The sequence below is a fragment of the Porticoccaceae bacterium LTM1 genome (assembly GCA_030252795.1).
In the GTDB taxonomy this organism is placed as follows: Bacteria; Pseudomonadota; Gammaproteobacteria; order Pseudomonadales; family Porticoccaceae; genus SCSIO-12696.
Window position 1 is genome coordinate 544,289 of the sequence record CP127080.1, and the last position, 26,982, is coordinate 571,270.

23 protein-coding genes and 1 tRNA gene are annotated in these 26,982 nt (G+C 51.3%); 15 read left to right on the forward strand and 9 right to left on the reverse strand.

All coding sequences use genetic code 11. The features are described from left to right. Positions 1-5: 5 nt before the first annotated feature. The 3 genes from QP938_02510 (at position 6) to QP938_02520 (ending at position 5,526) form a co-directional block, all read left to right on the forward strand. The gene (locus QP938_02510) at positions 6-1,091 is read left to right on the forward strand and encodes a FecR domain-containing protein (protein ID WIO74798.1); all 1,086 of its coding nucleotides are present in this window, start codon (positions 6-8) and stop codon (positions 1,089-1,091) included. A gap of 91 nt (positions 1,092-1,182) precedes the next feature. After that, positions 1,183-4,275 (forward strand): TonB-dependent receptor, encoded by a 3,093-nt coding sequence (locus QP938_02515; protein ID WIO74799.1) that lies wholly within the window; start codon positions 1,183-1,185, stop codon positions 4,273-4,275. 99 nt (positions 4,276-4,374) lie between these two features. Next, complete coding sequence (locus QP938_02520) at positions 4,375-5,526, forward strand: TlpA disulfide reductase family protein (protein ID WIO74800.1); 1,152 nt, start codon at positions 4,375-4,377, stop codon at positions 5,524-5,526. Positions 5,527-6,075: 549 nt separating this feature from the next. Here the strand turns inward: QP938_02520 and QP938_02525 are convergent. The 5 genes from QP938_02525 to QP938_02545 form a co-directional block, all read right to left on the reverse strand. After that, positions 6,076-6,151 (reverse strand) — tRNA-Phe (locus tag QP938_02525). Between the two features lie 117 nt (positions 6,152-6,268). After that, positions 6,269-6,541 carry an oxidative damage protection protein gene (locus QP938_02530; protein ID WIO74801.1) on the reverse strand — a complete coding sequence of 91 codons (273 nt, stop codon included), beginning with the start codon at positions 6,539-6,541 and terminating at the stop codon, positions 6,269-6,271. 9 nt (positions 6,542-6,550) lie between these two features. Beyond that, the gene (gene mutY / locus QP938_02535) at positions 6,551-7,591 is read right to left on the reverse strand and encodes an A/G-specific adenine glycosylase (protein WIO74802.1); all 1,041 of its coding nucleotides are present in this window, start codon (positions 7,589-7,591) and stop codon (positions 6,551-6,553) included. Next, a complete protein-coding gene (locus QP938_02540) occupies positions 7,588-9,687 on the reverse strand; it encodes an AsmA family protein (GenBank protein WIO74803.1) in 2,100 nt (699 codons plus the stop codon). Before QP938_02540 ends, mutY begins: the two co-directional genes overlap by 4 nt. Positions 9,688-10,044: 357 nt before the next feature. Further along, entirely contained in the window at positions 10,045-12,081 is a 2,037-nt protein-coding gene (locus tag QP938_02545) for a TonB-dependent receptor (GenBank protein WIO74804.1), read from the reverse strand. A 380-nt stretch (positions 12,082-12,461) separates the two neighbouring features. On the opposite strand from QP938_02545, the gene QP938_02550 reads away from it, so the two are divergent. Then, positions 12,462-12,680 carry a hypothetical protein gene (locus tag QP938_02550; protein ID WIO74805.1) on the forward strand — a complete coding sequence of 73 codons (219 nt, stop codon included), beginning with the start codon at positions 12,462-12,464 and terminating at the stop codon, positions 12,678-12,680. Between the two features lie 65 nt (positions 12,681-12,745). On the opposite strand, the gene QP938_02555 is transcribed toward QP938_02550, so the two are convergent. From QP938_02555 to QP938_02565, 3 genes are read right to left on the reverse strand one after another with little or no spacing between them, the layout of a single operon-like run. Then, positions 12,746-13,855 (reverse strand): GNAT family N-acetyltransferase/peptidase C39 family protein, encoded by a 1,110-nt coding sequence (locus QP938_02555; GenBank protein WIO74806.1) that lies wholly within the window; start codon positions 13,853-13,855, stop codon positions 12,746-12,748. Then, positions 13,845-14,951: a DUF2817 domain-containing protein gene (locus tag QP938_02560; protein ID WIO74807.1), complete on the reverse strand. Its 1,107-nt coding sequence runs from the start codon at positions 14,949-14,951 to the stop codon at positions 13,845-13,847. The genes QP938_02555 and QP938_02560 overlap by 11 nt, the downstream gene beginning before the upstream one ends. Continuing rightward, the gene (locus tag QP938_02565; protein WIO74808.1) at positions 14,952-16,409 is read right to left on the reverse strand and encodes a RimK family protein; all 1,458 of its coding nucleotides are present in this window, start codon (positions 16,407-16,409) and stop codon (positions 14,952-14,954) included. A 308-nt stretch (positions 16,410-16,717) separates the two neighbouring features. On the opposite strand from QP938_02565, the gene hisB reads away from it, so the two are divergent. The 3 genes from hisB to hisA are packed head-to-tail and all read left to right on the forward strand — an operon-like array spanning position 16,718 to position 18,748. Continuing rightward, on the forward strand, positions 16,718-17,311 hold the full coding sequence (gene hisB / locus QP938_02570; protein WIO75603.1) for an imidazoleglycerol-phosphate dehydratase HisB: 594 nt from the start codon (positions 16,718-16,720) through the stop codon (positions 17,309-17,311). After that, on the forward strand, positions 17,312-17,962 hold the full coding sequence (gene hisH, locus QP938_02575) for an imidazole glycerol phosphate synthase subunit HisH (protein WIO74809.1): 651 nt from the start codon (positions 17,312-17,314) through the stop codon (positions 17,960-17,962). Between the two features lie 51 nt (positions 17,963-18,013). Further along, the gene (gene hisA, locus QP938_02580; GenBank protein WIO74810.1) at positions 18,014-18,748 is read left to right on the forward strand and encodes a 1-(5-phosphoribosyl)-5-[(5-phosphoribosylamino)methylideneamino]imidazole-4-carboxamide isomerase; all 735 of its coding nucleotides are present in this window, start codon (positions 18,014-18,016) and stop codon (positions 18,746-18,748) included. A 172-nt stretch (positions 18,749-18,920) separates the two neighbouring features. Here hisA and QP938_02585 read toward each other — a convergent pair whose 3' ends face one another. Beyond that, a complete protein-coding gene (locus tag QP938_02585) occupies positions 18,921-19,802 on the reverse strand; it encodes a hypothetical protein (protein ID WIO74811.1) in 882 nt (293 codons plus the stop codon). Between the two features lie 81 nt (positions 19,803-19,883). Here QP938_02585 and QP938_02590 point away from each other — a divergent pair, with 81 nt between their 5' ends. The 8 genes from QP938_02590 to rodA all read left to right on the forward strand — a co-directional run bounded on the left by QP938_02590 (position 19,884) and on the right by rodA (position 26,981). After that, on the forward strand, positions 19,884-20,330 hold the full coding sequence (locus tag QP938_02590) for a GNAT family N-acetyltransferase (GenBank protein WIO74812.1): 447 nt from the start codon (positions 19,884-19,886) through the stop codon (positions 20,328-20,330). After that, a complete protein-coding gene (locus tag QP938_02595) occupies positions 20,327-20,914 on the forward strand; it encodes an LON peptidase substrate-binding domain-containing protein (protein ID WIO74813.1) in 588 nt (195 codons plus the stop codon). Before QP938_02590 ends, QP938_02595 begins: the two co-directional genes overlap by 4 nt. A gap of 61 nt (positions 20,915-20,975) precedes the next feature. Beyond that, complete coding sequence (locus tag QP938_02600) at positions 20,976-22,235, forward strand: glutamate-5-semialdehyde dehydrogenase (GenBank protein WIO74814.1); 1,260 nt, start codon at positions 20,976-20,978, stop codon at positions 22,233-22,235. Continuing rightward, complete coding sequence (nadD, locus tag QP938_02605; protein WIO74815.1) at positions 22,222-22,902, forward strand: nicotinate-nucleotide adenylyltransferase; 681 nt, start codon at positions 22,222-22,224, stop codon at positions 22,900-22,902. The genes QP938_02600 and nadD overlap by 14 nt, the downstream gene beginning before the upstream one ends. Positions 22,903-22,970: 68 nt before the next feature. After that, complete coding sequence (gene rsfS, locus QP938_02610) at positions 22,971-23,327, forward strand: ribosome silencing factor (GenBank protein ID WIO74816.1); 357 nt, start codon at positions 22,971-22,973, stop codon at positions 23,325-23,327. A gap of 14 nt (positions 23,328-23,341) precedes the next feature. Further along, positions 23,342-23,812, forward strand: coding sequence for a 23S rRNA (pseudouridine(1915)-N(3))-methyltransferase RlmH (rlmH, locus tag QP938_02615; GenBank protein ID WIO74817.1), 471 nt, complete (start codon positions 23,342-23,344; stop codon positions 23,810-23,812). Between the two features lie 170 nt (positions 23,813-23,982). After that, a complete protein-coding gene (mrdA, locus tag QP938_02620) occupies positions 23,983-25,854 on the forward strand; it encodes a penicillin-binding protein 2 (protein WIO74818.1) in 1,872 nt (623 codons plus the stop codon). Continuing rightward, positions 25,854-26,981: a rod shape-determining protein RodA gene (rodA, locus tag QP938_02625; protein ID WIO74819.1), complete on the forward strand. Its 1,128-nt coding sequence runs from the start codon at positions 25,854-25,856 to the stop codon at positions 26,979-26,981. Before mrdA ends, rodA begins: the two co-directional genes overlap by 1 nt. Position 26,982 lies beyond the last annotated feature (1 nt).

Here is a 26,982-nt window from a genome sequence, read left to right on the forward strand (position 1 = left end):
CAGTGATGACCCGTAAAGCAGATAAGCTATCCTCCCGTCAGGCCGATCAAATGGTTGCGAGATTGTTCTCCGGAGAGGTGAGTGAGGAAGACATACAGCGTGTGGAATCCTGGCGTTCTGCCAACCAGGAAAACCAGCAGGAGTTCATGGACTCATTGCATTTGCATGCCCGAATGGAAGGTTTAAGCAATCACCCTGATATCTGTGCTATTGCTGCACCAATCGAAAATGACCTGGCAAGCAAGAGCGCTAAAGAAAGCCGTCGCTGGCCGAGGTTGTCGATGGTTGCTGGTTTATTATTGATTGTCACAGCAGGATTGAATTTTCTCTGGAGTGAATTTCAGAGCCCACATTCGAATTCTTCTTTTCAGCGCTATGTCACTCGTGTAGGTGAGCAAAAAACCATCGAACTTAAAGATGGCAGTTTAATTACCCTTAATACCGCAACTCGTCTCCTTGTAGAAATTACTGATGATCAACGGCAAGTCATACTTGAATGGGGCGAGGCATTTTTCGATGTTGCATCTGATCCAGAGCGACCATTCATTGTAAATGTCGACTCACGAACAGTAAGTGTACTGGGGACTCAATTTAATCTCATGAAAGAGCAAGATAAATTCACTCTCGCTGTGCTGGAGGGTGAGGTTGCTATTCACCATAAAACGGAAAAACCAGACACGACTTCTCCATTGCTTGCAGCTGAAGCAGGTGAAGCCGTAAAGCGTCACTCTTCAACACAGTATCGAGTTAAAGCGGGTGTCGTAACCGAATATCAGTTTGACGATAACCTTATCTCAGCTCATCACCCTGACAATCTGGAGGGGTACGTGGGCTGGCGCGCAGGTTTGCTGCGCTTCAGTGACGAGCCCTTGTACAGGGTTGTAAAAGAATTAAATCGTTACTCTGCCAAAAAAATCCTGATTGAAGATGTCGATATTATGGGATTAAAAATATACGCATCAGTGAAGGTTAATAAAATAAATTCAGCTCTGATGGATTTGGAAAGAGTCCTGCCAATTCACATTGAACACTACGTTGATCGGATTGTTCTTACGGGTGATAAAAATTCAGATCAAGAAGTAAAAAAATAAAAAAGTAGGGTTGTATTGGTCGGCGTCCGTTAAGGGTGTGGATCCAGAGTTTAGGGTCTAAAACTATTAAAACCTTAAGAGGTGGGGATTTATGTATAGTGGAAAAAGATATTCTCGGAATCGCCTGGTAATTGGAATTGCTTCGGCAATTGGAATGTTGGTTGCAGGTGGTCTTCACGCGGATACATTGGCGAAAAATGTTAGCGTAGATAAAGATTCTGCAGGCGCTGCACTTATGGAGTTGGCCAGGCAGACTGGCACTCAGATTGTCGTTCCGAGAGAGATAGGAAACGCTATTAAGCTGTCAATGGTGAAAGGCGAATACACTTTGTCTGAAGCGTTGGATATCATGCTGGAGGGTACTGGCTTAAGGTATGAATTTACTTCAGAAGATTCGGTATTGGTCTTACAAGATAGTGAAGTAGAATCATCTGCTGATAAAAGTAATAAAGAAGTTGAAGAGCTAGTTGTCACGGGCAGCCGAATCAAGCGAAACGCGAGCGAGATGAGTAGCCAGGTCATTGTCCTGAATCAAGCTGATATCAAGGCCACTGGCGAGCCAACCCTAGAGCGGGCGCTCAGGCAGCTACCACAAAATTTTAACGGTGCCACTGAAGTGGGCAGCACCTTGTCCGGCGCGACTTCAGTGAATGGCGCCCGCAATGTTTCCGGCGCCTCTACAATTAATCTGCGTGGTATGGGAAGCACTTCCTCATTGGTGCTGGTAGACGGCCACCGCATTGGCGCATCAGGTGTTTTGGGCGGAAGCTCCGATATCTCGGGTATCCCCGTCAGCGCCATTGAGCGAGTGGAAATCCTGTTGGACGGTGCATCGGCCATTTATGGCTCCGACGCGGTGGGTGGTGTGATTAACATTATCCTCAAGAAAGGCGAACCGGACTTCAATGTTGGTCTTAAATATGGCACGCCGAGTCAAGGTGGTTTTGAAGAATATTTCGTGGATGCAAGTGGGGGCTTCAGTTGGGCTAGTGGTCATTTGCGCGCTAACTTTCAGCACCACGAAAACACCAACCTGGATTCCGGTGAGCGCGAGACCAGGCTAGACCAGAACAATATTTTCAACGAGATTCCGCTACGCGTAGAGGGAGAGCGGACTATTATTGCCAGTCAGTTCGGTGCCTTTTTTGGGCCGTTGTTCTGGAATGTGGACGGTACGTTTGTAGACAACACTACCGGAAGAACGCCTCCAGTAGCCGGGGCAACGCCAGTGTACGCAGTCTATGTTCCGGAGGGAGCAGATCCAACTAACTTGCAGGCCAGTGACTTTTCTCCAGCAGACGCTGACATTCAACCGAATCCGGATTACGACAATGGACGAAGTCTGATTGCCCCGGCTAAAGAAGATACATTGATGGTTCTGTTTAGCCAGGAATTGGCTGGAGGCGTAAATCTCAGTGGTGACATTTACTACCGTACTAAAGAGACCTCACCCACTAATGGCGCGGTGCAGGCGACCATTCCATTCAGAACGAGCAGTGCCCCCCTGTATAGTCCGATCACGGGGCCCGGTCTGCGCTTTACTGTTGATGGTGTGCTGCCAGGTGTTCAGTCTGCCCACGAGTCAGAACAGGAAAACATTCGCACCAACTTCAGGTTGTCTGGTGACATTTCCGACAGCTGGAGTTGGTCTGCTAACGTGGAATACAGTCGTACAGACCTGGATACGCGATACGTCAATGCTTTGAACACTGCGAATCTGTTGGCGGCCGTCAGCAGTGCTGACCCGGATATTTACTTCAATCCCTTTGGCGCTATTTTCGGAGAAGGAAATTCACCAGAAGTCCTTGCCAGCATACTGGATGAAACCAAAGACGCCGGAAGTGTTAACCAGCATAAAGCGGTGGACTTTACCGCCCGAGGCAGTTTATACCATCTGCCTGCCGGAGATGTGCAAGTAGCTGTGGGCGCAAGCTGGCGGCAGGAAGATCTTCATACCTGGAGCGATATCGCCCATGCCGGCGGTGATGCGAATGGTACCATTGCGGACTTTGCCAGTACCTGGGATGCCAGTGGTAAGCGCGATGTGGAGTCGGCATTTGCTGAAATGAATCTGCCTGTTGTTGGCGGTGATAATGCTTTGCCAGGTGTCCGGCAGTTGTCACTGGAAGGTAAGGCCCGTTATGACTCCTACGACAATTTCAAGGGGCAGTCCACCTGGGGGCTTGGCCTGGTGTGGCAGCCTCATGACGATGTAACTATTCGTCTGAACAAAAACACCAGCTTTCTCGCGCCCACTCTTGCGCAGGGAGAAATCGACGAGATCACTGAAATTTCTACCGTAGCGGTACAATCGGGCTTTTTCGCACAATTTCAGCCAGCGGTGGTGACGCGCGGCGGCAACCCGGATCTGCTGCCCGAGCACTCCTTTTCCGAAACCGCGAGCATCGAGTACATGCCAACATGGCTGGAAGGGCTCTCGCTGCGCGCCGCTTGGCATGAAATTGACTACGTGAATCGCATCGTACCGTTCCCGGTGACCCGCATTGTGCCCGGAGTGACCGAGCTTGAGTACCCGGATAAAGTGTTTCAGGGGCCCCATCCGGCTGACCCCACACAGACTATCTGGTTCTTCGATGACCGGGCGGTCAACCTGGCGGCAGAGCGACAAACTGGCATTGATTATTTCGCCACCTACCATCTGGAGACAGACATCGGTGAGTTTGTTTTCCAGGCTAACCTCGCACATGTCAAATCCCACGAGCGGATAAGAAGTGCAGACGGCATGGCAGTTGACACTGCGGGAACTGTGGAGGCCGCTGATATTAATGGCCTGATTGCAATTCCAGAGTACCGCGCTACGGCACGGATCGGTTGGACCTATCAGGGATTGTCGGTAAATCTGGACGGCCAAACCCAGACAGAGACATGGATACGGCGGTTTTTCGAAAACAGCAGTGGTGAAAGAATGCTGCGAGAAAGCTATATGATCCAGGCGCCAACCAAAGTCGATCTATTCGTCAGTTACGATTTCGAGAGCGGTACTCTGTTCAAAGCTCCGAGCTGGCTGGAAGGTACTAATGTCTCCTTGACCGTTAATAACATCGGTAACAGCGGTGTCCGCTCACAGAGCCTGCAGCATGATGGCGAGTGGATCGGTTTTAACAGTAGCGCCAGTAACCCTCGAGGCAGAATGTTCTATCTGTCCATGGAGAAAACCTGGTAATTGATGTAGCCCCATGAGGAACTCGGGAGTCAAAGGTATACATCCGCTGCTCCCGGGTTTCATGTTGTTCAGTTTACGTAGAACTTTTCAGGTATGAGTATGTTGAAATCCTTGTTGTTATCACTTTTTTTTGTCACATCGGCCGTTGGTGCGAATGTATCGAATCAGTACCAGATAAGCGGCAATATTGCCGGTTTGGTCGAAGAGGGTGAAGTGATCCTGACCAAGCCCAACAATGTTGTGGGCGGCAAAATCGAGATCACCCGGGGAAAGGTCTCTGGTGGGGCATTCTTTCTTTCCGGTGAAGTGGGTGAACTCACCAGAGCTAATGTGCAGGTTCTAGATGTTGAAGGTAAAAGCAAAGGATCTGTAAATATCGTTCTTGAGCCAGCACAGATAACAATCAGTTATCACGGGCGGCTAGCAGGGATGAAAGCAGAGGGTGGGAAATATAACCAAATGCTTATTACCTCATGGGAGCAAAGCGATGAGTACAAGAAGACGTTTGCGGAGTACGAAGAGGTGTTTAACCAACGCGCTAAAATGGCAGACGGTCCTGAGAAAGAGGCTTTGAAGGATAAAGTATGGAAACTGTATTACGCGTTGCCCAAAATTCGTTCTCGCGTGATAGATGCCATCGCGATATCTGATGAAGACCCTGTGGCTAGTCTATTGGCCATTCAGTTGGGAGCACTGGGTACTAGCGAGCAAGCAATTGTTAGGCTGAATGAGCTGGAGACAATTTTGGGTGCACGCACAGGCCTTGTAAATCGTCGAGAAGCCATCAAAGGATCCTTGCTGCGACGCCAGAATGCAGCGTCGACAAAGGTAGGCCAACAAAGCAAAGTGTTTTCCGCTAAAAATATTGCTGGAGAGAGCTTTGAGCTGAGTGATGTACTCAAGCGCAATGAATATGTATTGGTAGAGTTCTGGGCTTCTTGGTGCGGTCCATGCCGCAATGAGATCCCGCATATGAAAAAAGCCTACCAGCAGTTTAGTGATAAAGGCTTTGAGATTTTTTCTTTTTCGTTGGATGACGATAGAGAGCTTTGGGTTGAAGCCTCCGAAGAGGAGGCGTTGCCCTGGATCAATACCTCTGATCTAAAGGCGTATGCAAGCCCAGTTGTTATTAGATATGGTGTTAATATGATACCGAGAAACTTTTTGCTGGATAAGCAAGGGCAGATTACTGCCACGGATTTACGCGGTGATAAACTCGCTGAAAAGCTGAAAGAGTTGTTGGGAGAGTGACCATATTGCTGTTAGATTTAATATTGAATCCGGGCTCCCTGGGAAGAGAAAGCTCGCTATAAATTTATAATAATGACAATTGAGTAGTGTGCAGTAATTTAGATCTGGCTTGATAGTCTCCGAGTGGTAAATGGACTGTCAAGTCAGATCTTTATGCTGGAACATTGAGAGATGTTTTTTAATATTCTATTTACTGATTTTTCATCAGTTCCTTAAGTCTCAATGCGTAAAATTGACATGGAAGAGAGTTTCTAGGCAGGCAAGCGGTAAGAATGGGTTCGGTTTGAGGTTAAAGTCTGACAGTAAACTGGACACCTTCTGGACACCCAGCTCCAGAAACAAAAAAAAGCAGCCTAGCTGGCTGCTTTTAACGTACTGTTTTTTTAAAGTGTTTTTTTGGTGTCCGGAGACAGACTAATTCGCGCAGCAAATTTGGGCGCCGAGCGTAGCGTTGGTGGTCCGTAGAACCTAGTGCTGAAAGCACGAGTCAATCACATACCACCGAAAACGAAAAAGCCTCAAACTTTGCAGCTTGAGGCTTCTTAAGTATGGTGCCCGGAGACAGAATCGAACTGCCGACACGGGGATTTTCAATCCCCTGCTCTACCGACTGAGCTATCCGGGCGTTTCGCGTTTACCATGGTGTCATGGCGGCGAGAGGCGCGTATTAAACCTTCTCGCCCTGCAATCGTCAAGCCGGTTTCGGCAAAAAGTTGCGGAAATTTTACCGGCTGATCAGATTTTATTCAGATGGTGGTACGTAACCTTCGGCGGCGTCGTACTCTTCACCGCTTAGGAACTTGTCCCGTTGCTCTGCCAGGTAGTCGCGGGAGGCTTTGTCCATCATGTTGAGGCGCTTTTCGTTGATCAGCATAGTCTGGTGGTTGAGCCACTCTTGCCAGGCCTGTTTGGAGACGTTTTCAAAGATATCCTGGCCTTTGGGGCCGGGGAATGGGGGCATATCGAGGCCTTCCAGTTCCTGCTTGAGTTTGCGGCAATTGACGGTACGGCTCATGAGTATTCCTTATTGAATGGCTTTCAGCAGCTTCAGCACCGGTGCAGCGGTGCCGAGAGTGAGTTCAGTGCGGGGGTTATACCAGACCTGTCGCCCGGCTTCCATGATTTGGCCCTTGCTCTGCACTTCGACGTGAATCGGGGTGTAGTCGAGGTGGTAGTGGCTGAAGGTGTGGCGGCTCGGTTCTGAAGCCTCCCAGTCCAGTACCTCGCAACCGTAGCGGGCGGCGATGTGGTCGATATCGCTGGTTGTTTCGCACTCCGGCAGTGCCCACAGGCCGCCCCAGATTCCAGTTGAAGGGCGTTTTTCCAAAAGGATTTCACCGTCGCGGTTTTCCAGTAGCAGGAAGCACGATTCTTTAACCGGCTTCTCTTTCCTGGCTTTGCGGTGGGGAAATTGGGTGGGCTCGCCGGTGGCGTAGCCCTGGCAGTCGCTATGGAACGGGCAGTTGGCGCAGTCAGGTTTGCTGCGAGTGCAAAGGGTCGCTCCGAGGTCCATTATTGCCTGGGTGTAATCGGCGACTCGCCTCTTGGGTGTGAATTCCTCGGCAAGCCCCCAAAGCTGGTTGGCCACAGCGCTTTCACCGGGATAGCCTTCGACGGCAGCATAGCGTGTCAGTACCCGTTTGACGTTGCCATCAAGAATGGCCGCACGCTTTTGAAAGGCGATGGAGCGAATGGCTCCGGCGGTAGAGCGGCCAATGCCGGGCAGGCTTGAAAGGCCGTCCACGGTGTCGGGAAATTCGCCATCAAATTCCTCAACTACCATCTGCGCGGCTTTGTGGAGGTTGCGGGCACGAGCGTAATACCCTAGTCCGGTCCAATGATGCAGTACGTCATCCTGCGGTGCCGCAGACAGAGCCTGAACCGTCGGGAACGAGGCCATAAAGCGCTGGTAGTAGGGGATCACGGTTGTGACCTGGGTCTGCTGCAGCATGATCTCGGAGATCCACACTCGATAGGGTGAAATGTCTTGCTGCCAGGGCAGGTCGTGGCGGCCGTGCTGGTCGAACCAGCGCAGCAGTTGCTTGGCAAAGGTTTTAGTGCTCATCGTTTTTTCAGCAGGTCTCGCAGCAGGTCTTTGGTGCTGGGTTTTTCGCCTTCCTTGGGCTCTTCGGTCTCTTCCTTTTTACCGCCAAGAAGCTTGTTCAGGAGGTCGTCTGTTTTGTCCTCAATCACCATACGGGCGATCAAGTCCACCAGCGCATTGCTGACCATACTGTTCATGTCGGCGATATTGCCGCGCAAGCGAAGGGGAATGTCGCGGTTCTGGATCGACTTGCTGCGCAGTACGCAACCTTCTTCGCTGGACTTGGCGCCGGCGATGTTGAAGGTCATGGTCATATCCATGGTTTGATCAATCAATGCCAGACCGCCTTTGCCGCGCAGTTTCAGGTTGCCAACACCGGTGGTTAAGTTCTGGAAGGTGAGTTGCTGTCCTTTGACGGTAAAGCTGCCATCGGCATTATCGAAGCGTGAACCTTGCTGCCAGTTGGCGGGGCCTTTGTCACGGTCACCTGCTACCGAACAGAACTGCTGCTCAATATTCATGGCCGTGTATTCGGGGTTGGCCAGTTTAAAGTTGCCGGAGCCGTTGAGGTTGGCGAGCAGTTCTTCTTCGGTGTTGCCGCGAGTGGTGCCACCGAATTGTAGATCGCCGTGGCCTTTTACTTCGTTGTAGTCGGCTAACTGGATCAGCGAAGCACCAATATCAATGGCGGTGGCTGCTACATTGAAGTTGAGTGCCGGTGTATTGCCGGACATATCGGCAGTGGCTGCTGCGTTGACACTGCCACCAAAGCCCTTGGCGGCCAACTTGTTCAGTTTCAGGACTTTGCCATTACCCGTCGCATTGATCTGTATCTCATCCAGTTGCATGCCATCGGCCAATAGCTGTTGCAGTTTGATGTCCACCACGCCTTTGCCGCCATTGAGTGCTGCCAAGGGTGCCAACAGGGGAGCGAGCAGGGCTTCGGTCTGGTTGTTGGTCTGCTCACCGCTGCTCTGTTCGGATTTCGGCAGGTAGCGATCCAGATTCAGGCGAGTGCCGGACAGGGTAGCGTTAATGGTGTTGGTAGTAGCAATAACGGCATCGAGGTTGCCGGTCATGGTGAAGTCATCCATCGCCAGCTTGAGGTTGTTGACGCTGTGATGAACGCCACTGCTTTTAATATCACCGCTGAGAGCAACGCTTTTTACCGGGACCTCGGCAAGAGCATCGGACACAACTGGTGGCAGATTGTGGGGGTCAAATGCCGGGATATCCAGTTTGCCGTTGATCGCCGGGGTACCGGTGAGCTGCTCAATCTGTGCATTGAGATTGATGACCAGTTTGCCAAGTGAGGCTTTAAAGCCGCTCAGTTGCAGGGTGTCGGCCTGTAAATCGGCATTGGCCTGAAAGCTGACATTAAGGTTCTGGCCGTCAAAGTCTCCGCCTTCTGTCATCAGTTCCAGTTCGGTATCGGTGAGCGAGATTTGCTGAAATGCGGAGTCGGTCTTGAATTGGCCGCTCAGGTTGAGCTGTACAGTTGTACCCAGCTCTTCCAGTTGAGTGCGCAGTGCCAGTGAGAGCGGAAAGGCTTTGTCATTCAGGTTGATCTGCTGGCCATCTATGTTCAGCTGTTCAATGCGGCGTTGAACGGTTCCTTCTGATAACAGTTCTATGGTGCCATCAACAATACTGAGCCGTTCAATATTCAGGGCGATCGCTCTATCACCGTTGTTTTGTTGTGATGCACCTCCGGCTGCAACAGGAGCTGCGGCAATAGCTGCCGCCTGTTCACCGGCATTGCTGTCGGTGAGTTCCAGTCGAATGTGGGGGCGCTGCAGTGAAATGGTTTGTACGGCAATATTTCCGTTAATCAGCTCGCGCAGCCCCAGTGCCAATTCGGTTTGTTGCACGCTGATGTCGGGCAGGCCTTCTCCGGAAACTTCTGTTTCGCCCACGGTGATGGCAATTGAGGGGAAAAATTTCCAGCCAAGATCACCGTTGATTTTGAGGTCGATATTTTGTTCGGCGGCAAGGGATTCGATTTCTGGTTTGTAGTTGTTAGGATCAACGACAAAAAGTAACAGTGCGATGCCGATGGCAATCAGCAGAACCAGCCCGGCGGCGGAGATGGCGATCCATTTCAGTAGTGATTTCACAGTGCGCTCCTGACAGTGTGTGGACGGGGCACAGTGTAGCGAAATGGGGTGTAGAAAAAACAGTTGCTGGTAGTTGTTTTTGAATTTGGTGCCTGGAAAGTGCAGCCATTCACTCTCGAAACACGCCGTAAATACATCCATGTAGGCTCGCGTGCGACTTCCCTGTCGCACACGGTTTCGAGAGTGAATGGCTGAACTTTCTTTGATATTTGGGTTGTGAATTCAGACTTTTGAGTAAGTGAGGTGCCCGCATTCAAAACCGTAGCCGGCATGGATGCCGGCTCCGAGCGTACAGGGATGTATTAACAGCGTGTTTTGAATGCGGGTACCTCGCTTACGGCGCAACGGAGTACCTGGCTAGAATTGAACCCGCACTCCAATCTCAATATTGCGGCCAGCTTGTGGAGCCACTTCCCTGAGGAATGAGGTAGCGTTGCGAATTTCTTCGTTAAGCAGATTGTCGCCGCGCAAAAATAATACGTAATCCGCTGCTTGAGTGCCGATATGGTAATTAAAACTGGCATCCAGCTTTGAGTAACCGGCTGTAGCTTCTTCGTTCTCGCCGGGACGATCCTGTTTCGAGGCATCTGTCCAGCGCAGTGATGCTGACCAGATGTCCATGTCATAGCTAATCTCGGCACCAATGCGCAGCGGTGGAATGCGTGGTACATCGCTGCCGTTTTTGAATTCGGCGCGAACGTAATCTCCAAACAGTTCGACGTTAATATTTTCATTGAGTGGAATCTGCCATTCGGCTTCCAAACCTTTGAATACAGCATCCTGTTGCTGATAGTAATAGACTGGCATTTCCTCCAGTTCTTCGCCGTTGGCCTGCTGGTAGATGTAATCCGCGATATCGTTGTAGTAGGCAAATACCTGCAGGCGGGTTTCGCCATGGAAGTGATAGCCCAGTTCGTAGTTATTGCTGCGCTCCACATCCAGATTGTCGTTGCCAATGATGTACTGACTGGTGGCGATATGAACGCCTTCGGCAAACAATTCTTCCGCTGACGGGGCGCGTTCGGCGCGTGTCAGGCTGAGGCTTAAATGCTGGTTTTCAGTAAATAGCCACTGCGCCGCTGCTGAGGCAGTAACTGTGGAGTGGGAAATGCTGCCGCTTTTTTGGAGGTCGCTCTCCTGACGTTCACCTCGCAATCCCAGTTCGACATGCCAGTTATTAACTTCAAGGTCTTCCAACCAGAAGAGGCCGGTATTGGTGGTTTTGTAAGGAGCAATAAATGCCTCTTCGCCAATTGCAGAAAAATCCACCTCACGGGCTTGAAGGCCTATCGCACCTTTCCAGTTACCCCAATTGGCATGTATGGCTTCAAGGCGGGCTTCCCAGCCATCACTTTCGTAGCGGGTGCCAATTTCATTACCTTCCAGTTCCCTGTGCTGGTAGTCGTTGTAGGCCACGCTGAGGTTGAGGGTCTCAATGCCTGCAAAAGGATTCAGGCGCTCTCCGCTCAGCTCATAGCGAGTCTGTTCCAGGTCGATTCGAACGCCGCCTTCCTCTTCTTCATGCTCTTCTTCGTGGAGCTCGTCATCATGGTGAATGTGAGCGCCAGCAGGAATGCCATAGAGATTTTGCAGCTGACTGATGCTGAGACCGAGGTGGCCTTGCTCGCTGATCCAGGATAAGCCCCCCGCAACACTGTGGGCTCGCGCTGAGGTGTTATCGATAAAGCCGAAGGTGGTTTCTTCTTCGTCGTGTTCCTCATGATCTTCTTCATGAAGGTGGCGCGCTGGGCCGGGAATTTCGATGTTGTTGCTACTGCGGTATAAGCCATCCAGGTGCCAGGCAAGCTGGTCACTGCTTCCGTTCAGTTTGAATACGGCATTGCTGCCCTGGTTTACACTGCTTTGGCGCAACTCCAGACCGCCACTGATTTGGTCGCTGAGTTCACTGGGTATGCGGTTATCGATCACGTTAACAACGCCACCGATGGCACCGTTGCCGTAGCGTAGTGTGGATGGCCCGCGCAGTACCTCGATGCGTTCGGCGAGCAATGCCTCGGCGCTGTTAGCGTGGTCCGGGCTGGTACTGGATGCATCAAGCGCATCGAGACTGTTTTGCATGACTTTAACGCGGTTGGCACTCTGGCCGCGAATTACTGGCAGGCCAACACCTGGGCCAAAAGAGGCAGAACTGATGCCGGGCTCTGCTGAGAGGGTTTCGCCCAATGTCGCGGCGCTTTTTTCACGCAGTTTGTCGCCACTTAGTACGGTTACCCCCTGGATCACTTTGTCTTCATCATTGTGAATGGGAGAGGCGGTGGTGACGAGCTCTTCAATCTGTGGTTTGTCTTTATCGTGGTGTTTTGTGGTTGCCAGTGCCGTTGGTGCCAAGGTGATCAGCACAGCTGCAGTGTATAAAACAGTCGGTGTTTTCATGGGATAACTCTAGTTCACTATTTAGCGCACATAATTTAATAGGGCCTATTAAAACTAAGTGAATATTTACTGCTGCGGGTCACTTGTTTTGGAAACAAAAGTTTGGCCAGCAAGGCAGAAGGATCACAGTGTTGTCACAACAGTCAGTATTCAATTTGTGTTAACAGGTACTAAGCCGCATTAGGGCGGCTACATCAAAAAAAGAACAGTGATATAGGCGGTGCGCGAGCAAGGTGTTGGCGAGTAAGCGGGACTGTAATGGATAAGTATTCAGATGTGTCTGGAGCCTGGATGTTGCTTGACCAAGCCCAAGAGGCAAGGCAGGTGTTAAACAGCTGATTGAGCTTGATCAGCTTGCAAAGTGAGCAGTCGGTGTCCGAGTGATCCTGATGATCATGATTGGCGGTGCAATGAACAGCGTGTTGGCAATGTTCGGCAGTTTCATGATTCAAATGAAAATGGCCGGCGGTCGTGGTGGTGCTAACCAAAAGCAGGAACACAAACAGCCAGCTCAGCAGTTGGCGCTGCTGACGGCTGAATCGCTGTGTTGTGAAAGCTCTGTTCATGGGGGCTGCTTGAGTAATGCCGGAAACCTGTAGCGAGCTATTCTATTGCAAATGTTACATTATAACAATTGCTTGTGGTGACTCTGTTGCGGACGGAGTTACTCCCTGGATATGACTACTGCAGTCCGCAGTCGCTCACTCCCAAACACCGACATGCGATCAAAGTCGGCACGGGCGATGGGCAAATGCTGGCAATCGATGGCGCGTTGGTTTCGATCCTCCAAATCAGGATCATGCACATACAGGCAGTGCTGATCCATAGCCGTCAAAGTTACCCAGTGCGGGGCTTTCTTGCCGTCCAGCTGATAGGTACTGATCAGAATCACCACTGCGCAGCCCTGCTGCAACCACTCCTGTAATTGATCCTGGTTAATATCGCCGTAATTGACCTCGACTCCCAGTTCCTCGGCATTGGTAACAAATTGTTGGTGAACCAGGGACAGGATGCTCTTTTTGTTTGCGGAGCGAACACCGGACAGAAACAGGGGAGATTCACTGTTGATGAAAGCGCGGGCTTTAAACCCCCGTCGCTGTGCGGCATTGGCGAGACCTATTGGGTGGCAGCCACCGTGACCAGAAGTCATGAAAATAGTAGTGGCTTCACGCCACAGCTCCATTTCCAGCGCCTGGTTAATCACCATATCCGGATCAAGGCTGCTCATCGCCATCATTAAAGAGGCCGGACCACAGGTGAATTCGGTGGTCTGCTGGTACCAGGGAGTAGGGCGAATGTTTTTCAGGGCCGACACCGATTGAATGGTTTTCTGCATCCGCAGGGCGTCGTCATGGTCCTGATAGTAATCGGTGTATTGGCCAAACACTCGGTAGCCATTGTTCTCGTAAAGGCGAATGGCGGCAGTGTTGTTGGATGCCACTTCCAAGCGCATGAACAGGCGCCCAAGTTCAGCGGCTTCTTGCTCAAGAGAGTTGAGCAGGCGGTGGGCGAGCCCCAGGCCCCTGGCATCGGGGGAAACGGCCAGAGAGTAGAGTCGCGCGAGGCGGGTACCTTTCAGGCACCAGACCAGCCCATAGCCGAGAATCTTTTCCGACTGCTCGGCGACCAGCAGTAAACCCTGCTCTGACTGCAGCCAATGCCGAAAGCTGCGCCGGCTCAAACGGTCGACCGGAAAGCAGAGTTGCTCAATTTCCAGCAGGCGATCGAGATCCTTCCGTTCGGCACTACGAATTACAATATCGTCACTTTTCATTGAAGTAATCCAGAGCGCGCTGTACTGCCTGCCAGCCCTTAAAGAGTGCAGTTTGACGCCATAGCGGGTCAGCCGGGCAGAAGTGGTTGATCATGGCCAGCCGAAGATGTTTGTACTGACTATCGTTAATGCTTTTCGGCTGCTGGTCTCGCCAATAAAGACTTTCGGAAAACAGCACATCAAACAATGCCTGTGTGCCCAGAGTGCCGAACTCAAGTGTCAGGTAACAGCCTTTTTGAGCCATCAACTGGTGCCACCGGTAATCCATCAGGCCCGCTTTCGGTACTGAAAATGAGTCGCCCAATTCGGTATTGGCAATGGCATCGCCATAGATGCAACGAGAATAGTGATCACTGGGACTATTGGCCGGGTGATCGGAAATTAACTCGCCATGACCAAACGGCCCAAGTCCGGTGTGCAGATCCAGCACAATCAATTCCCGTGAGGCCAGTGACCAGCGCTGGATAATTTGCTCAATGACTCGATTGGCACTCGCCGGTTGAGTGCCGCCGTAAAATGGCGCCCATGGCTGGTGGTATTGTCCACCACTCAATACTTCGTCGTAGCGTGTTTGCCCCCACAGGTTACGCAGCTTCGAAAGCTGACTATTGCGCTTGCTGGCATCTACTTCGGACAGTGCCGCCAATAACTCGGGGTAGTCAGTATCGGGATCGGGGCGTGCAGAGAAGTCGATAAAATTACGGTTCAGGTCAATCCCGTCCTGGTCGCAACGACGGGCCCAGTACATGCCCCAGGGGTTGAGCGCGTGAATAAACAACAGCGCGGTGTTATCGCCTATTGGAAGCTGTTGCTGTTGTAACTGATCAAGTAGCAAGCGCTGAATTGCACTGCCGCAATAACCCTCAACACCATGAGTGCCACTGATAATAACCAGAACCTTTTTGGCATCTTCGGGGCCGAGCCATATCGCTTCTGTCAGTAACTTGGTCGTGTTAATTTCGCCTTGCAAAAAACTCTCGCACTGGGGGTGCAGTGCGGAGAGTGTTTTTACTTTGGACATAAAGTCGCGATGACAGGCTTCGTACTCGGTAAAAAAATACCGTTCGGGCGACAGGGTATGCAGCAGATTTTTCATTTAACGTCCACGATCCTCCAAGCGGCGCAAAAACTCACTCATGATGTGCATATAGAGTTCATTGCCGAGATAGGCGTCTTCCACTTTGCTCTCGATGCTCGGGTTGTCATTTACCTCAAGTACGTACGCTTTGCCGCCGCTTTCCTTGACGTCTACTCCGTAGAGACCATTGCCGATAATTCGGGCGGCGCGAAGAGCGGCATCAAGAACTGGGCGCGGCACTTCAAACGTGGGCAGGGTTTCAAACCCCCCGGATGAAAAACGCTTGTTGCCGTGGTTGTAAATCTGCCAATGATTACGCGCCATTTCGTAGCGGCAAGCATAAATGGCCTGCCCATTAAGCACGCCAATACGCCAATCGAAATCGGTGTAGAGGTACTCCTGTACCAACGCCAGTGCACTGTCTTGCAGCAGAGTATTCAGTTTTTCCTTCAAGGCAGGCCGGTCTGTTACTTTAAACACACCCATGGAAAAAGATCCTTCCGGCATTTTCAAAACCATGGGGTAACTGAACTGCTGTTCAAGAGTGTCGAGCGTGGCTTCACTGTTGTCGCTGACAACTCGTGTATTCAGGCTGGGCACATTTTTGTAATTGAAAGCATCGTGCAGAAATACTTTGTTACAGCAGCGCAAAATTGACACCGGATCATCAATTACTACGAGGCCTTTCTGCTCCGCTTTAACCGCCAGCCGATAAGTGTGGTGGTCGATGGCAGTGGTTTCGCGAATAAACAGTGCGTCGTAGAGGGCAATGTCCTGCAATTCTGTTGCGGTAACCGCCGTAGCACGAATGCCCTGTTTGCCCGCTGCCTTGATGAAGTTAGCAATAGCGGATTTGTCGCTGGGCGGTACTTTTTCTTCCGGATTGACCAGAATTGCCATGTCCCAACGATGAGATTTGCGGGCCGACTTTAGTCGCCAGGCTGAACCCAGATGGTTTTTTAATTCACCCAGAAATTCGCTACGCTCGGTTTCACTGAGATCGGAAAACGAGTACCTGTTAACCGATATGTCCAGACGGCCGTCGTCTTTCTTTTTCAGGCAGAGCTGAAAAAGAGTAGTTGGATAGAGGGTAAAAATACGTCGCGCCAGCCTTTGTAGGGAGGGCTGGTTGGATTTTCCAAAATAAACAAGGCAAGAGGTGTCTTGCGTTACCTCTTTAAGTTCCAGTCGGTCGGCTTTACTTAGGGCGAAATCATCAAACTCGTCCGAGAAATTCCGCAGGCCATTGATAACTTTTACCGATGGCATCACCTCATGTTGGCGTGCTTCAGCCAGCAGTGAGCAGTAGTAACCCTGGCTGAGGTAGCGTTCACTGTTGCAGAGATTAATGATTCGCAGTTTGGGTTCGTCCAGTTTTGGGTAGTCGTGCAGGTACTCTTCAAAACTGATGACATTGGGAAGCTCTTTGGAGAGCACGCTGGTATCACTGTCGACGACAATGAGCGTTTTTTGCATGGGTTGATCCCTGTGAAGAGGCATCGTTTAGCGGGTCGAAATGACCAATTTCGAGTGCCTGATTTGGCGCCGTTTTACAGCAACTTTTGTTTCCGTACAACAAAAATATAGAGCGACTTGCGGGACAGGTAAACTATGTTTTTAAAAGGAGTTTGAAGGCGCTTTTTGATTGAGTTGTATAGTCAGGTATATTCATATAACTCATTGTTTTTATGGCAAATATTTTTACAGTGCAAGGCTGTGCCCCTATAATTGACGCCTCTTTGAACAAAGCACTGGCAGACAGTGCCTGGAAAACGGGTAAATACATGAGCGACCGCAAGGCGACCGTAAGTCGCGATACTCTGGAAACCCAGATCACCATTTCAATAAATCTGGATGGTACTGGTGAAGCAAATCTCAACAGTGGTGTTCCGTTTCTGGATCACATGCTGGACCAGATTGCTCGTCACGGTCTGATTGATCTGGATATTCAGGCAACTGGAGATACTCATATTGATGATCACCACACTGTGGAGGATGTCGGTATTACTCTGGGCCAGGCGTTTGCTAAAGCGGTGGGAGACAAAAAAGGTATTACCCGCTACGGACACAGCTATGTGCCGCTGGACGAAGCACTGTCACGAGTCACCATAGACTTTTCAGGTCGTCCGGGGCTGTTTGCCGATGTGGAGTTCACCCGCGCGCGAGTAGGTAGTTTTGATCTCGACCTGACCTGGGAGTTCTTCTACGGCTTTGTGAATCACGCCGCGGTGACCCTGCATGTCGATAACCTGAAAGGCAAGAATGCCCACCACCAGGTGGAAACCATCTTCAAGGCATTTGGTCGCGCTCTGCGTATGGCGTTGACCCGCGATGAGCGTATGGCGGGCGTGATGCCGTCAACCAAAGGTGCGCTGTAAATGAGTGCAGTTGCTACAAAAATCGCAGTGCTCGATTACGGTATGGGTAACCTGCATTCGGTGGGCAAAGCGCTTGAGCATGTAGCCCCTAATGCCGAAGTGGTGATTACCGAATCGGCCGCTGATGTAGAAAATGCAGACCGCGTGGTGTTTCCCGGTGTCGGAGCCATGCGTGATTGTATGCAGGGTATTCTGCAGCACGGTTTTGATGCGGTGATTAAAAAAGCCATTGCTGAAAAACCAGTGCTGGGCGTGTGCGTCGGCATGCAGGCGTTATTTGATTCCAGTGATGAAAATGGCCTGACGCCGGCTCTCGGTATTCTGCCTGGGACCATCAACTTTTTTGGCGATGACCTTAAGGATTCTGAAAACCAGCGTCTCAAAGTTCCGCATATGGGCTGGAACCAGGTGAACCAGACCGTTGATCACCCGCTGTGGCACAACATCCAATCCGGCGAGCGATTTTATTTCGTGCACAGCTACTATCTGGATGGTGCGCATCCGGCAACCATTGGTGTTTGTGATTACGGTGTAAAACTTGGCGCTGCGGTTGCTGGGGGCAATCTTGTGGCGGTTCAGTTTCACCCGGAAAAAAGTCATACCGCTGGTCTCAGGCTGCTGGAAAATTTCGTCAACTGGAATCCGGCCTGACAAGTATTCATATCCAGGTGCGGATGCCGCACCCTACAGTGAGAAGTTATCGTGTTAATTATTCCTGCAATTGATTTGAAAGATGGTGCCTGTGTTCGTTTGCGTCAGGGGCGCATGGAAGACTCCACCGTTTTTTCCTCCAGTCCTGTTGATACTGCCGCCCGTTGGGTGGAGGCCGGTTGCCGCAGGCTTCACCTGGTAGACCTTAATGGCGCGTTTGCCGGTGAACCTGTGAATGGTGAGGCAGTAAAAGCAATTGCCAAGGCATTCCCTAAATTGCCTATTCAAATCGGTGGTGGCATTCGAACCCCGGAAATCATTCAGGCGTATGTCGATGCAGGTGTTGAGTCAGTAATTATCGGTACCAAGGCGGTAAAAGAACCTGAATTTGTTACCGAGATGTGCAAACTCTTTCCCGGCCGAATTATTGTTGGTATTGATGCAAAGAATGGCCTGGTTGCCACTGATGGTTGGGCAGAGGTGACCGATGTAAAAGCCACTGATTTGGCCAGGCAATTTGCCGCAGATGGCGTGTCCGCCATTGTCTACACCGACATTGATCGGGATGGCATGATGCAGGGTGTGAACGTAGAGGCTACCGTGGCAATGGCGCAAGCGGGCTCCATTCCGGTGATTGCTTCCGGTGGTATTACCAATATGGATGACATTCGCAACCTGAAAGCGGTAGCAGACAAGGGAATTATGGGGGCTATTACCGGTAGGGCGATTTATGAGGGAACATTGGATGTTGCCGAGGCGCAGGCCTATTGTGACCAGAGTGAATAACGAATAGAGAATGATTCTTTTGAGAAAAGCCGCTTTTAGGGCCTGTTAACACTAATTAAGCGGTTTTTCATCCCCTTTTCCTCAAAGTCTGGGAATAAAAAAATCACATCCATGTGAAAAAGTCTCGTTCCCTGATGCTGACTTGATGCAGCGTTACTGCATCATTTGAGGTTCAAACTGAGCGGCGAAAACGGGTGGTGTCGAGAGCAGGCAGGCCGGTGCGATTCAACTTCAGTTTCTCGCAGGTCATCCAGAAACGCTGATCAACCATGTCGGCAAATTCTCGTGCATAGCTGCTGCGGTTAATCTGGGTAAGGTTGAAAATGCGCTCAGCCAGATCGGGGAAGTGACGCTCCAGCCAGTATCTGTAAGTGTGTTCAATGTCGTTGGTCATCTTCAGGTATTCATAATCTGCCGCGATGGCACCTGCGTCACAAACCTCACTCAGAATCCCTTCGATTTCACTGTCGTTAATAAGCGGTATTACCGGGGCGACCAGGGCGCCAACAGCGATACCGGCATCGCTCAAAAGAGAGATGACTTTCAGTCGGGCGTTGGGTGATGAGGTTCGGGTTTCCAGAGTGGTTTTTAATTTTTCATTCAATGTGTTGAGGTTGATCACCACGGTGCAGAGGCGCAGTTCGGCGAGTTTGCTCAACAGGTCGAGATCTTTCACTACCAGATGGCTGTTTGTCAGCACTCTTACCGGGTGGCGGTACTGATACATCAGTTTGAGGATATCTCGAGTAATTGAGAGTGCTCGGCTGTCCGGGTGATAAGGGTCGCTAAAATGACCCAGGGTAATTGGTGCCGGATGATAGCCGGGCTTGGTAATTATCTTCTCCAGCAGTTTGAGCGGATCGCTACTGCGCTCCAGCTGGCGTTCCAGGTCGGTAGCTGCTGGTAGCAGTGGGCGATGGTACTTGCTGGCTGTTGTTGGTTGTTGGCGGTGTGCGCGCCACAATCCTTTATCAGCCGCTACACTAGTATTGATAGAGGCTACAGCAGGCAACGGTTTGGCGCTTATTCTTGTGGTTGGTCTTTGGCGTAACATGATGTTCTCCTGTATGCACTTACAGTAATACTGTATACGGATACAGTATTTTGGTAAAGGGAAATTTCAGGGAATTTTTCAGTGAATGACTGGCGATGCTATAGAGCTGTGCTGGGCAGTAATGCTTACAGGGCGTCCGTTAGGCTGCGCGAGCGCATTTTGCGTGAACCGCAAGGGCTGACGTTCATGCCGGGTGAGTTGCAGTCGGAAGTCGATTCCATGCACCTTGTGTGTGAAAAAGATGGCCGGGTTGTGGCTTGTGCACTGCTGAAGCCGTTAAATGAAAGCAGTGTGCGACTGCGTCAGATGGCGGTAGAAGAGTCTTCACAGGGGCTGGGAGTGGGTCGAGAGCTTATCTCTTTTGCTGAGAAGTTGGCTCGTGATGCGGGCTTTGCTGAAATAGTGATGCACGCTCGCACTCGCGCCCAGGGATTTTATGAGCGCCTCGGATATCACGCCGAGGGTGATGAGTTTGAAACGGTAGGGCTGCCACACCGAATCATGCGTAAACAGTTAGGGAACCTATGACATTACCTCTGTTTCCATTGCAGGACATTTTATTTCCCGGCATCTCGATGCCGCTGCAGATTTTTGAGCCCAGATACCTGCAGTTGGTCAGTGACTCGCTTCGTGAGGGAACGGGTTTCGGTATTGTTGCCATCAAAGAGGGCAAGGAAGTAGCCACCGGACAGTTGAAGCCTCCGCAGATTCATCCGTTCGGTGTTGAGGTCAGCATTATTGATTGGTACCAGCAGTCAAATAACCTGCTTGGAATTCGCGTCCTTGCAGAGCGCAAGTTTCAAGTGTTGGAGGCGCGTGTTCAGGACAATAGATTGATGGTTGCCGAGGTGGAGTACTTGCCGGTTGAACCTTCTGAGCCGCTAGATGATTTTGGCCATGAGCTGGCCAAGATGGTTGAGGAGCTTTCCGAGCACCCGGTGCTGTCACTTTACAATTTGCCAACTATCAAGGACATGAGAATGTTGGGTTGGCAGCTGGCTCAATTGCTGCCGATTGATCAGGCCACCAAAGTGGAGCTGCTGGCTATTTCCGAGCCCAAAAAGCGGGTGTTTGAAATTGCCCGCTGGTTGGAACGTACTGCCAATGAATGATTGCGGGCAAGATATCCTTGGAAAGGATATAATTACCGGTTTTTCAATTCGGTAACTTTTCATGCTGAGCGATCTCACAGAGTACATGCAAACCTTGGGGCAGCGTGCCCGCAATGCCGCAAGAGTCGTAGCAAGTGCATCGACAGCCCAGAAGAACGCTGCGCTGTTGGCTATGGCCAGTGCCATGGACCAACATCGCACTGAGCTTCTGGCTGCCAATGCCAAAGATATGGCGGCCGGACGTGAGCAAGGTTTGGACGCGGCCCTGCTGGATCGCCTTGAGCTGAATAACGCGCGAATTGACGCCATGCTGGATGGTCTTCAGCAGGTCGCTGCATTAACTGACCCGGTGGGGGCGATTTCAGATCTGCAATATCGTCCCAGCGGAATTCAGCTGGGTAAAATGCGGGTATCACTCGGTGTGGTTGGGATTATTTATGAATCCCGACCTAATGTGACGGTGGATGCGGCCAGCCTCTGTCTTAAATCTGGTAATGCCACTATTCTTCGTGGCGGCAGTGAGGCAATCAACTCTAATCGGGCAATTGCTCAGTATATCGCCCAGGGCTTGAAAGATGCCGGGCTGCCGGAAGAAGCTGTACAGGTGATCGATACTACTGACCGTGAGGCGGTAGGGCAGTTAATCAGTATGCCTGAGTGGGTGGACGTTATTGTCCCTCGCGGTGGGCGTGGCCTCATCGAGCGAATCAGTCGAGAAGCGCGCGTACCTGTGATCAAGCATCTTGATGGCATTTGTCATGTCTATATCGATGACAAAGCCGACCCTGAAAAAGCCCAGGCTATTGCCATCAATGCCAAAACCCATCGCTATGGGGTTTGTAATGCTATGGAAACGCTGCTGGTCGCGGAAGCAGTGGCAGAGTCACTGCTGCCAAAACTGGCTGATCAATATCGTGAGAAAGGCGTTGAGCTGCGTGGTTGTGAGCGCTGTCAGTCAATAATTGATTGCTTGCCTGCAACAGAACAGGATTGGTCCACAGAATACCTGGCGCCGGTTTTATCCATTCGAGTGGTTTCCGGTCTGGAAGGTGCTATGGATCACATCGCCAAATACAGCTCTGGGCATACTGAATCTATCGTGACGGAAGATTATGGTCGTGCGCGTCGCTTCCTGCGTGAAGTGGATTCAAGTTCCGTAATGGTCAATGCATCAACCCGTTTTGCCGATGGCTTTGAGTATGGACTGGGGGCGGAGATCGGTATTTCCACCGACAAATTTCATGCTCGTGGTCCGGTTGGACTGGAGGGGCTGACATCGCAGAAATGGATCGTACTCGGGGATGGCCATGTCCGCGAGTGATCGCCGACGCGCTGTTGGTGTGTTTGGGGGAACCTTTAACCCTGTACACATTGGTCATTTGCGTACTGCTGTGGAGTTGCGACAGCTCCTTAAGCTGGATGAGATGCGATTGATCCCCTGTGCACTGCCTCCTCACCGCCAAGATCCGGAAATTCAATCGCCAGGGGTGAACTCTGGGCATCGAATGGGTATGCTGCGCGCCGCTGTATTTGGTGAGGCGGGCCTGGTGGTTGACGATCGGGAGTTACGCCGAGCCGAATTTGATGGCCAACCTTCTTACACGGTGGATACCCTCAGGGAGCTTCGTGCTGAACTGGGGCCTGAGGTGGCTATTTGCCTTTGTATAGGCATGGATTCACTTCTTACCCTGTCCACCTGGCATCGCTGGGAAGAGCTGCTTGATTATGTACATGTAGTGGTGGCGGCTCGACCGGGGTGGCACGCCCCTGATGGCTGTGAAGTTGATCTTTGGGTAAAGCGTCATCAGGCTGAATCCCTGGGTGACCTTAATCAGTTGCCAAGCGGGCGGGTATGGTTGGCGCAAATGACATTGCTGCCAATTTCGTCGACTGAAATTCGCAAGTCATTGATGGAGGGTGAGTCGGTTCGATATTTGTTGCCAGACTCCGTCATTGACTACATTAATAGAAATGGCCTGTACCAATAACAGGGTCGTTTTTGAGCAGAATAAAACCGATTTTTCGTTACATAAAGAGAGTAAAACCGAGAGAATTTATGAGTCTGAGTTTGCAGGAAATTGTGATTGACGCGCTGGATGACTTGAAGGCAAAGGATGTGGTTTCCCTGGATGTATCCGGTATGAGTGATGTCATGGACACCATGATTGTCGCCAGTGGTACTTCCAACCGCCAGGTAAAAGCACTGGCCGACCATGTTGCCTTCAAGGCCAAGGAAGCTGGCCATCCGGCGATTGGGGTTGAAGGTCTGGATGTTGCAGAGTGGGTGCTGGTAGACCTGGGAGATGTCGTAGTTCATGTGATGCTGCCCGCGACTCGAGCGTTCTACGATCTGGAAAAGCTGTGGTCGCTGCGCCCCGACGACCTGAAGTCCAGGGAGCTTGATAAGAGCTAGCTGGACCGGATTACATGAAACTGAAAATCATTGCCGTGGGCACCAAAATGCCCGCTTGGGTAGAGGCTGGCTTTACCGAATACAGCCGACGCATGCCGCCCGAACTGAAAATCGAATTGATCGAGCTACCACTGGGGCAGCGAGGCAAGGGCGCGGATATCAAACGCGCCATGGCCAAAGAGGGTGAGGCGATGATGAAGGCTATTGCACCCAGTGATAAAGTGATCGCTCTGGATGTGCTCGGTAAGTCGTGGAGTACGGAAAAGCTCGCCAGCCAATTAGCCGATTGGCAATTTGAGGGCTGTGATTTCTGCTTTTTAATTGGTGGTCCGGATGGGCTGGCACCGGAATGTCTGGCTCGCGCCGATGCCAAGTGGTCGCTGTCAGCGTTGACCATGCCCCATCCATTGGTGCGAATTATGCTGGCAGAGCAGCTCTATCGGGCCTGGACGATTAATGTTGGGCACCCCTATCACAAGGCCTGATTTAGGGCTTGTTGGTTGCAAATTTTCAATTAGTGTTAACAGGCCCATTTGGTGGTTAATCGCGTCATATTCTAACGGGCGTGAAATTCTCCACATTTTTTTCATAGCTTGCGGTACATCTGGAGAGCCAGTTCCAATACACTGTGCTCTTCCTCTTATGGCTTCGAAACATGCCCGTCGAACGACATCTTAAAGACCCTGTCCGCGAGCAGCGCCTCTACATTACCAGAGCGCTGGTAGCGGCTGTTGTTGTTTTGATGATCATCGGTTTACTGGTCTGGCGCTATTACCATTTGCAGGTGACGCGCCATCAGGATTTTGTTGCCGCATCCGACAAAAACCGCATTCACGTTCGTGCGGTGCCCCCCACTCGAGGCTTAATCTACGATCGCAATGGTATGTTGCTTGCTGATAATCGTCCCAGCTTTACCTTGCGGGTGATTAAAGAGCAGGCTGGCGATATGGATGCGTTGCTGACAAAGCTACGCGAATTGGTGCCGATATCTGACGATGAGGTAGACGATTACCAAAAACGCCTTCGCTTCAGGCTGCCCTACGAGGCGATTCCACTGCGCTACAACCTTAGTGAAAAGGAACAGGGCATGCTGGCAGTGAATTCTCACTTCCTGCCGGGCGTCGAGGTGGCGGCAGAATTGGTGCGCCATTATCCGGCGGGTGATGCCATGACTCACGTTGTTGGTTATGTGGGGCGGATCAGTGAAAGTGACTTGCAGAAGTTCAGTGAAGAGGATGACAGTGCTTACAAAGGCACCCATGTGATCGGCAAGCGCGGGCTTGAGTCCTCTTACGAAGATCTGATGCTGGGAACTGTTGGCAGTGAAAATGTCGAGACCAATTCTATCGGTCGGGTAATGCGTGTACTGGAACGCAACGATCCGGTGCAGGGCAGTAATCTCTCGTTGTATTTGGATGCGCGACTTCAACAATTGGCCTTTGATGCACTGGAAGGAGAGCGTGGTTCGGTGGTGGCTATTGATACTCGCACCGGCGGTGTGTTGGCAATGGTCAGTGCGCCCAGTTACGACGCCAATCTGTTTGTTACCGGAATGACCCAGAGTGATGTTGATGCATTGAACGATCCGTTTGGTCGTCCCCAGCTGAATCGCAGCGTGCAAAGCGTGTTTCCACCGGCATCGACCGTAAAGCCGATGTATGGTTTGGCATTTTTGGAAAGCGGCAAGGTGACGGAAAATACCAAGGTCTACGACCCCGGCTTTTTTTTGCTGCCCAACTCCGAGCGTCGCAATCATTGCTGGGAGCGCCGTGGTCATGGCCCCATGGATTTAAAAGGGGCGATTCAGCAATCCTGTGATACCTATTATTACAAGCTCTCCTACGATATCGGCATTGATCATATGTCCCGTTACGGAGAGATGTTTGGTTTGGGGCAGGCCACCGGAATTGATTTAAAAGGAGAAAAGACCGGTATTTTGCCTTCTCGAGAGTGGAAGCAAATCTATAAGGGGAGGGATTGGTATCCCGGCGATACGATCAATGTGTCGATTGGCCAGGGGGCTACAGAGATGACGCCGCTGCAGATGGCGGTGATGACCATGCGGTTAGCCAATCGCGGCAAAGCCTATCAACCCAAACTGGTCAAGGCCATCAATGGTGTGGAGTTGCCATTGGGGGAGCCAAAAACTTACGTAGAAGCTACCCCACGCCACTGGGATGCGGTACAGGATGCGATGGTGTCTGTGGTTCACAGTTTGCGCGGAACTGCGCACTCCATCAGTAAGGGGTTGACCTATAAAATGGCCGGTAAAACCGGTACAGCTCAGGTGGTTGGTATTCCCGAAGGATCCGAGTACGACCCTGAGTTAATTGCAAAAAGTCACCGGGACCACGCAATGTTTATTGGCTATGCACCAGCGGATGATCCGCAGATTGCGGTAGCGGTGGTGATCCAAAATGGTGAAAAAAGTAGCCGCAGTGCCAAAGTGGCGCGCAAAGTGATGGATGCCTGGATTAACGGGTTTCCTGAACCTGAGTCGGAAAATGACGCGGTGGAGGCAAACTGATGCAGCGGGATTTTGTGCGCCACCTGAAAGATTCCAGCAGCGGTATTTATCGTAAGACCCGCTGGGATCGACTGCACCTGGATCTGCCACTGATTTTGTTACTGTTTGCACTGTGCGGTGTTGGTATTGCCGTTTTGTACAGCGCCAGTGGCCAGAGTCAGCACTACGTAAGTCGTCAGCTGGTGTTTTACGGTATCGGCTTTGTGGTGATGTTGGTAGCGGCGCAATTTCCACCGCGATTTTTGGCACGCTGGGCATTTATTCCCTACACATTTGGTCTTTGTATGTTGGCAGGGGTGCTGTTTTTCGGTGTGGGTGCGAAAGGCGCACAACGCTGGCTGGAACTGGGTGGGTTTCGTTTTCAGCCATCTGAAATTATGAAAGTGGCCGTTCCCTTGATGGTGGCCAGTTATCTGAGTCAGCGCTATCTACCGCCGAGCTTCAAGCATGTGGTTATTGCCCTGGCCTTGATGATCGCTCCGGCTTTGCTGGTTGGCTTGCAGCCGGACCTTGGTACTGCGTTACTGGTAGTTGCAGCAGGGTTCTTTGCCCTGTTTCTGGCGGGTCTTGGCAAGCGCTACATCTTCGGTGGCATTTTGGCCGTACTGGCGGCAATCCCGGTTTTCTGGTTTTTCCTGATGCGCGATTACCAGCGTCAGCGGGTACTGACACTGTTGGATCCCCATGCTGATCGCCTCGGTTCAGGCTGGAATATTATTCAATCGACCACGGCCATTGGTTCCGGGGGGTGGGATGGGAAAGGCTGGATGCAGGGAACCCAGTCACAGCTGGATTTTTTGCCGGAGAGCCATACGGATTTTATTATTGCTGTATTAGCTGAAGATTTTGGCCTGGTTGGTGTACTGGCCCTATTGACACTTTACTTGTTGATTGTAGGGCGCTGCCTTTACATCAGCATGCGTGCAGCAAGTATGTTTGGCCGTTTGCTGGCGGGAAGTATTACCCTTACCTTTGTGGTCTATATCGTGGTGAATATGGGGATGGTTTCTGGCGTTTTGCCAGTGGTGGGTGTGCCGTTGCCGCTGGTAAGCTATGGTGGTACTGCTATTGTGACCCTGATGTTGGGGTTTGGTATGCTGATGTCTGTTGTCACAGACAGAAAGTAGT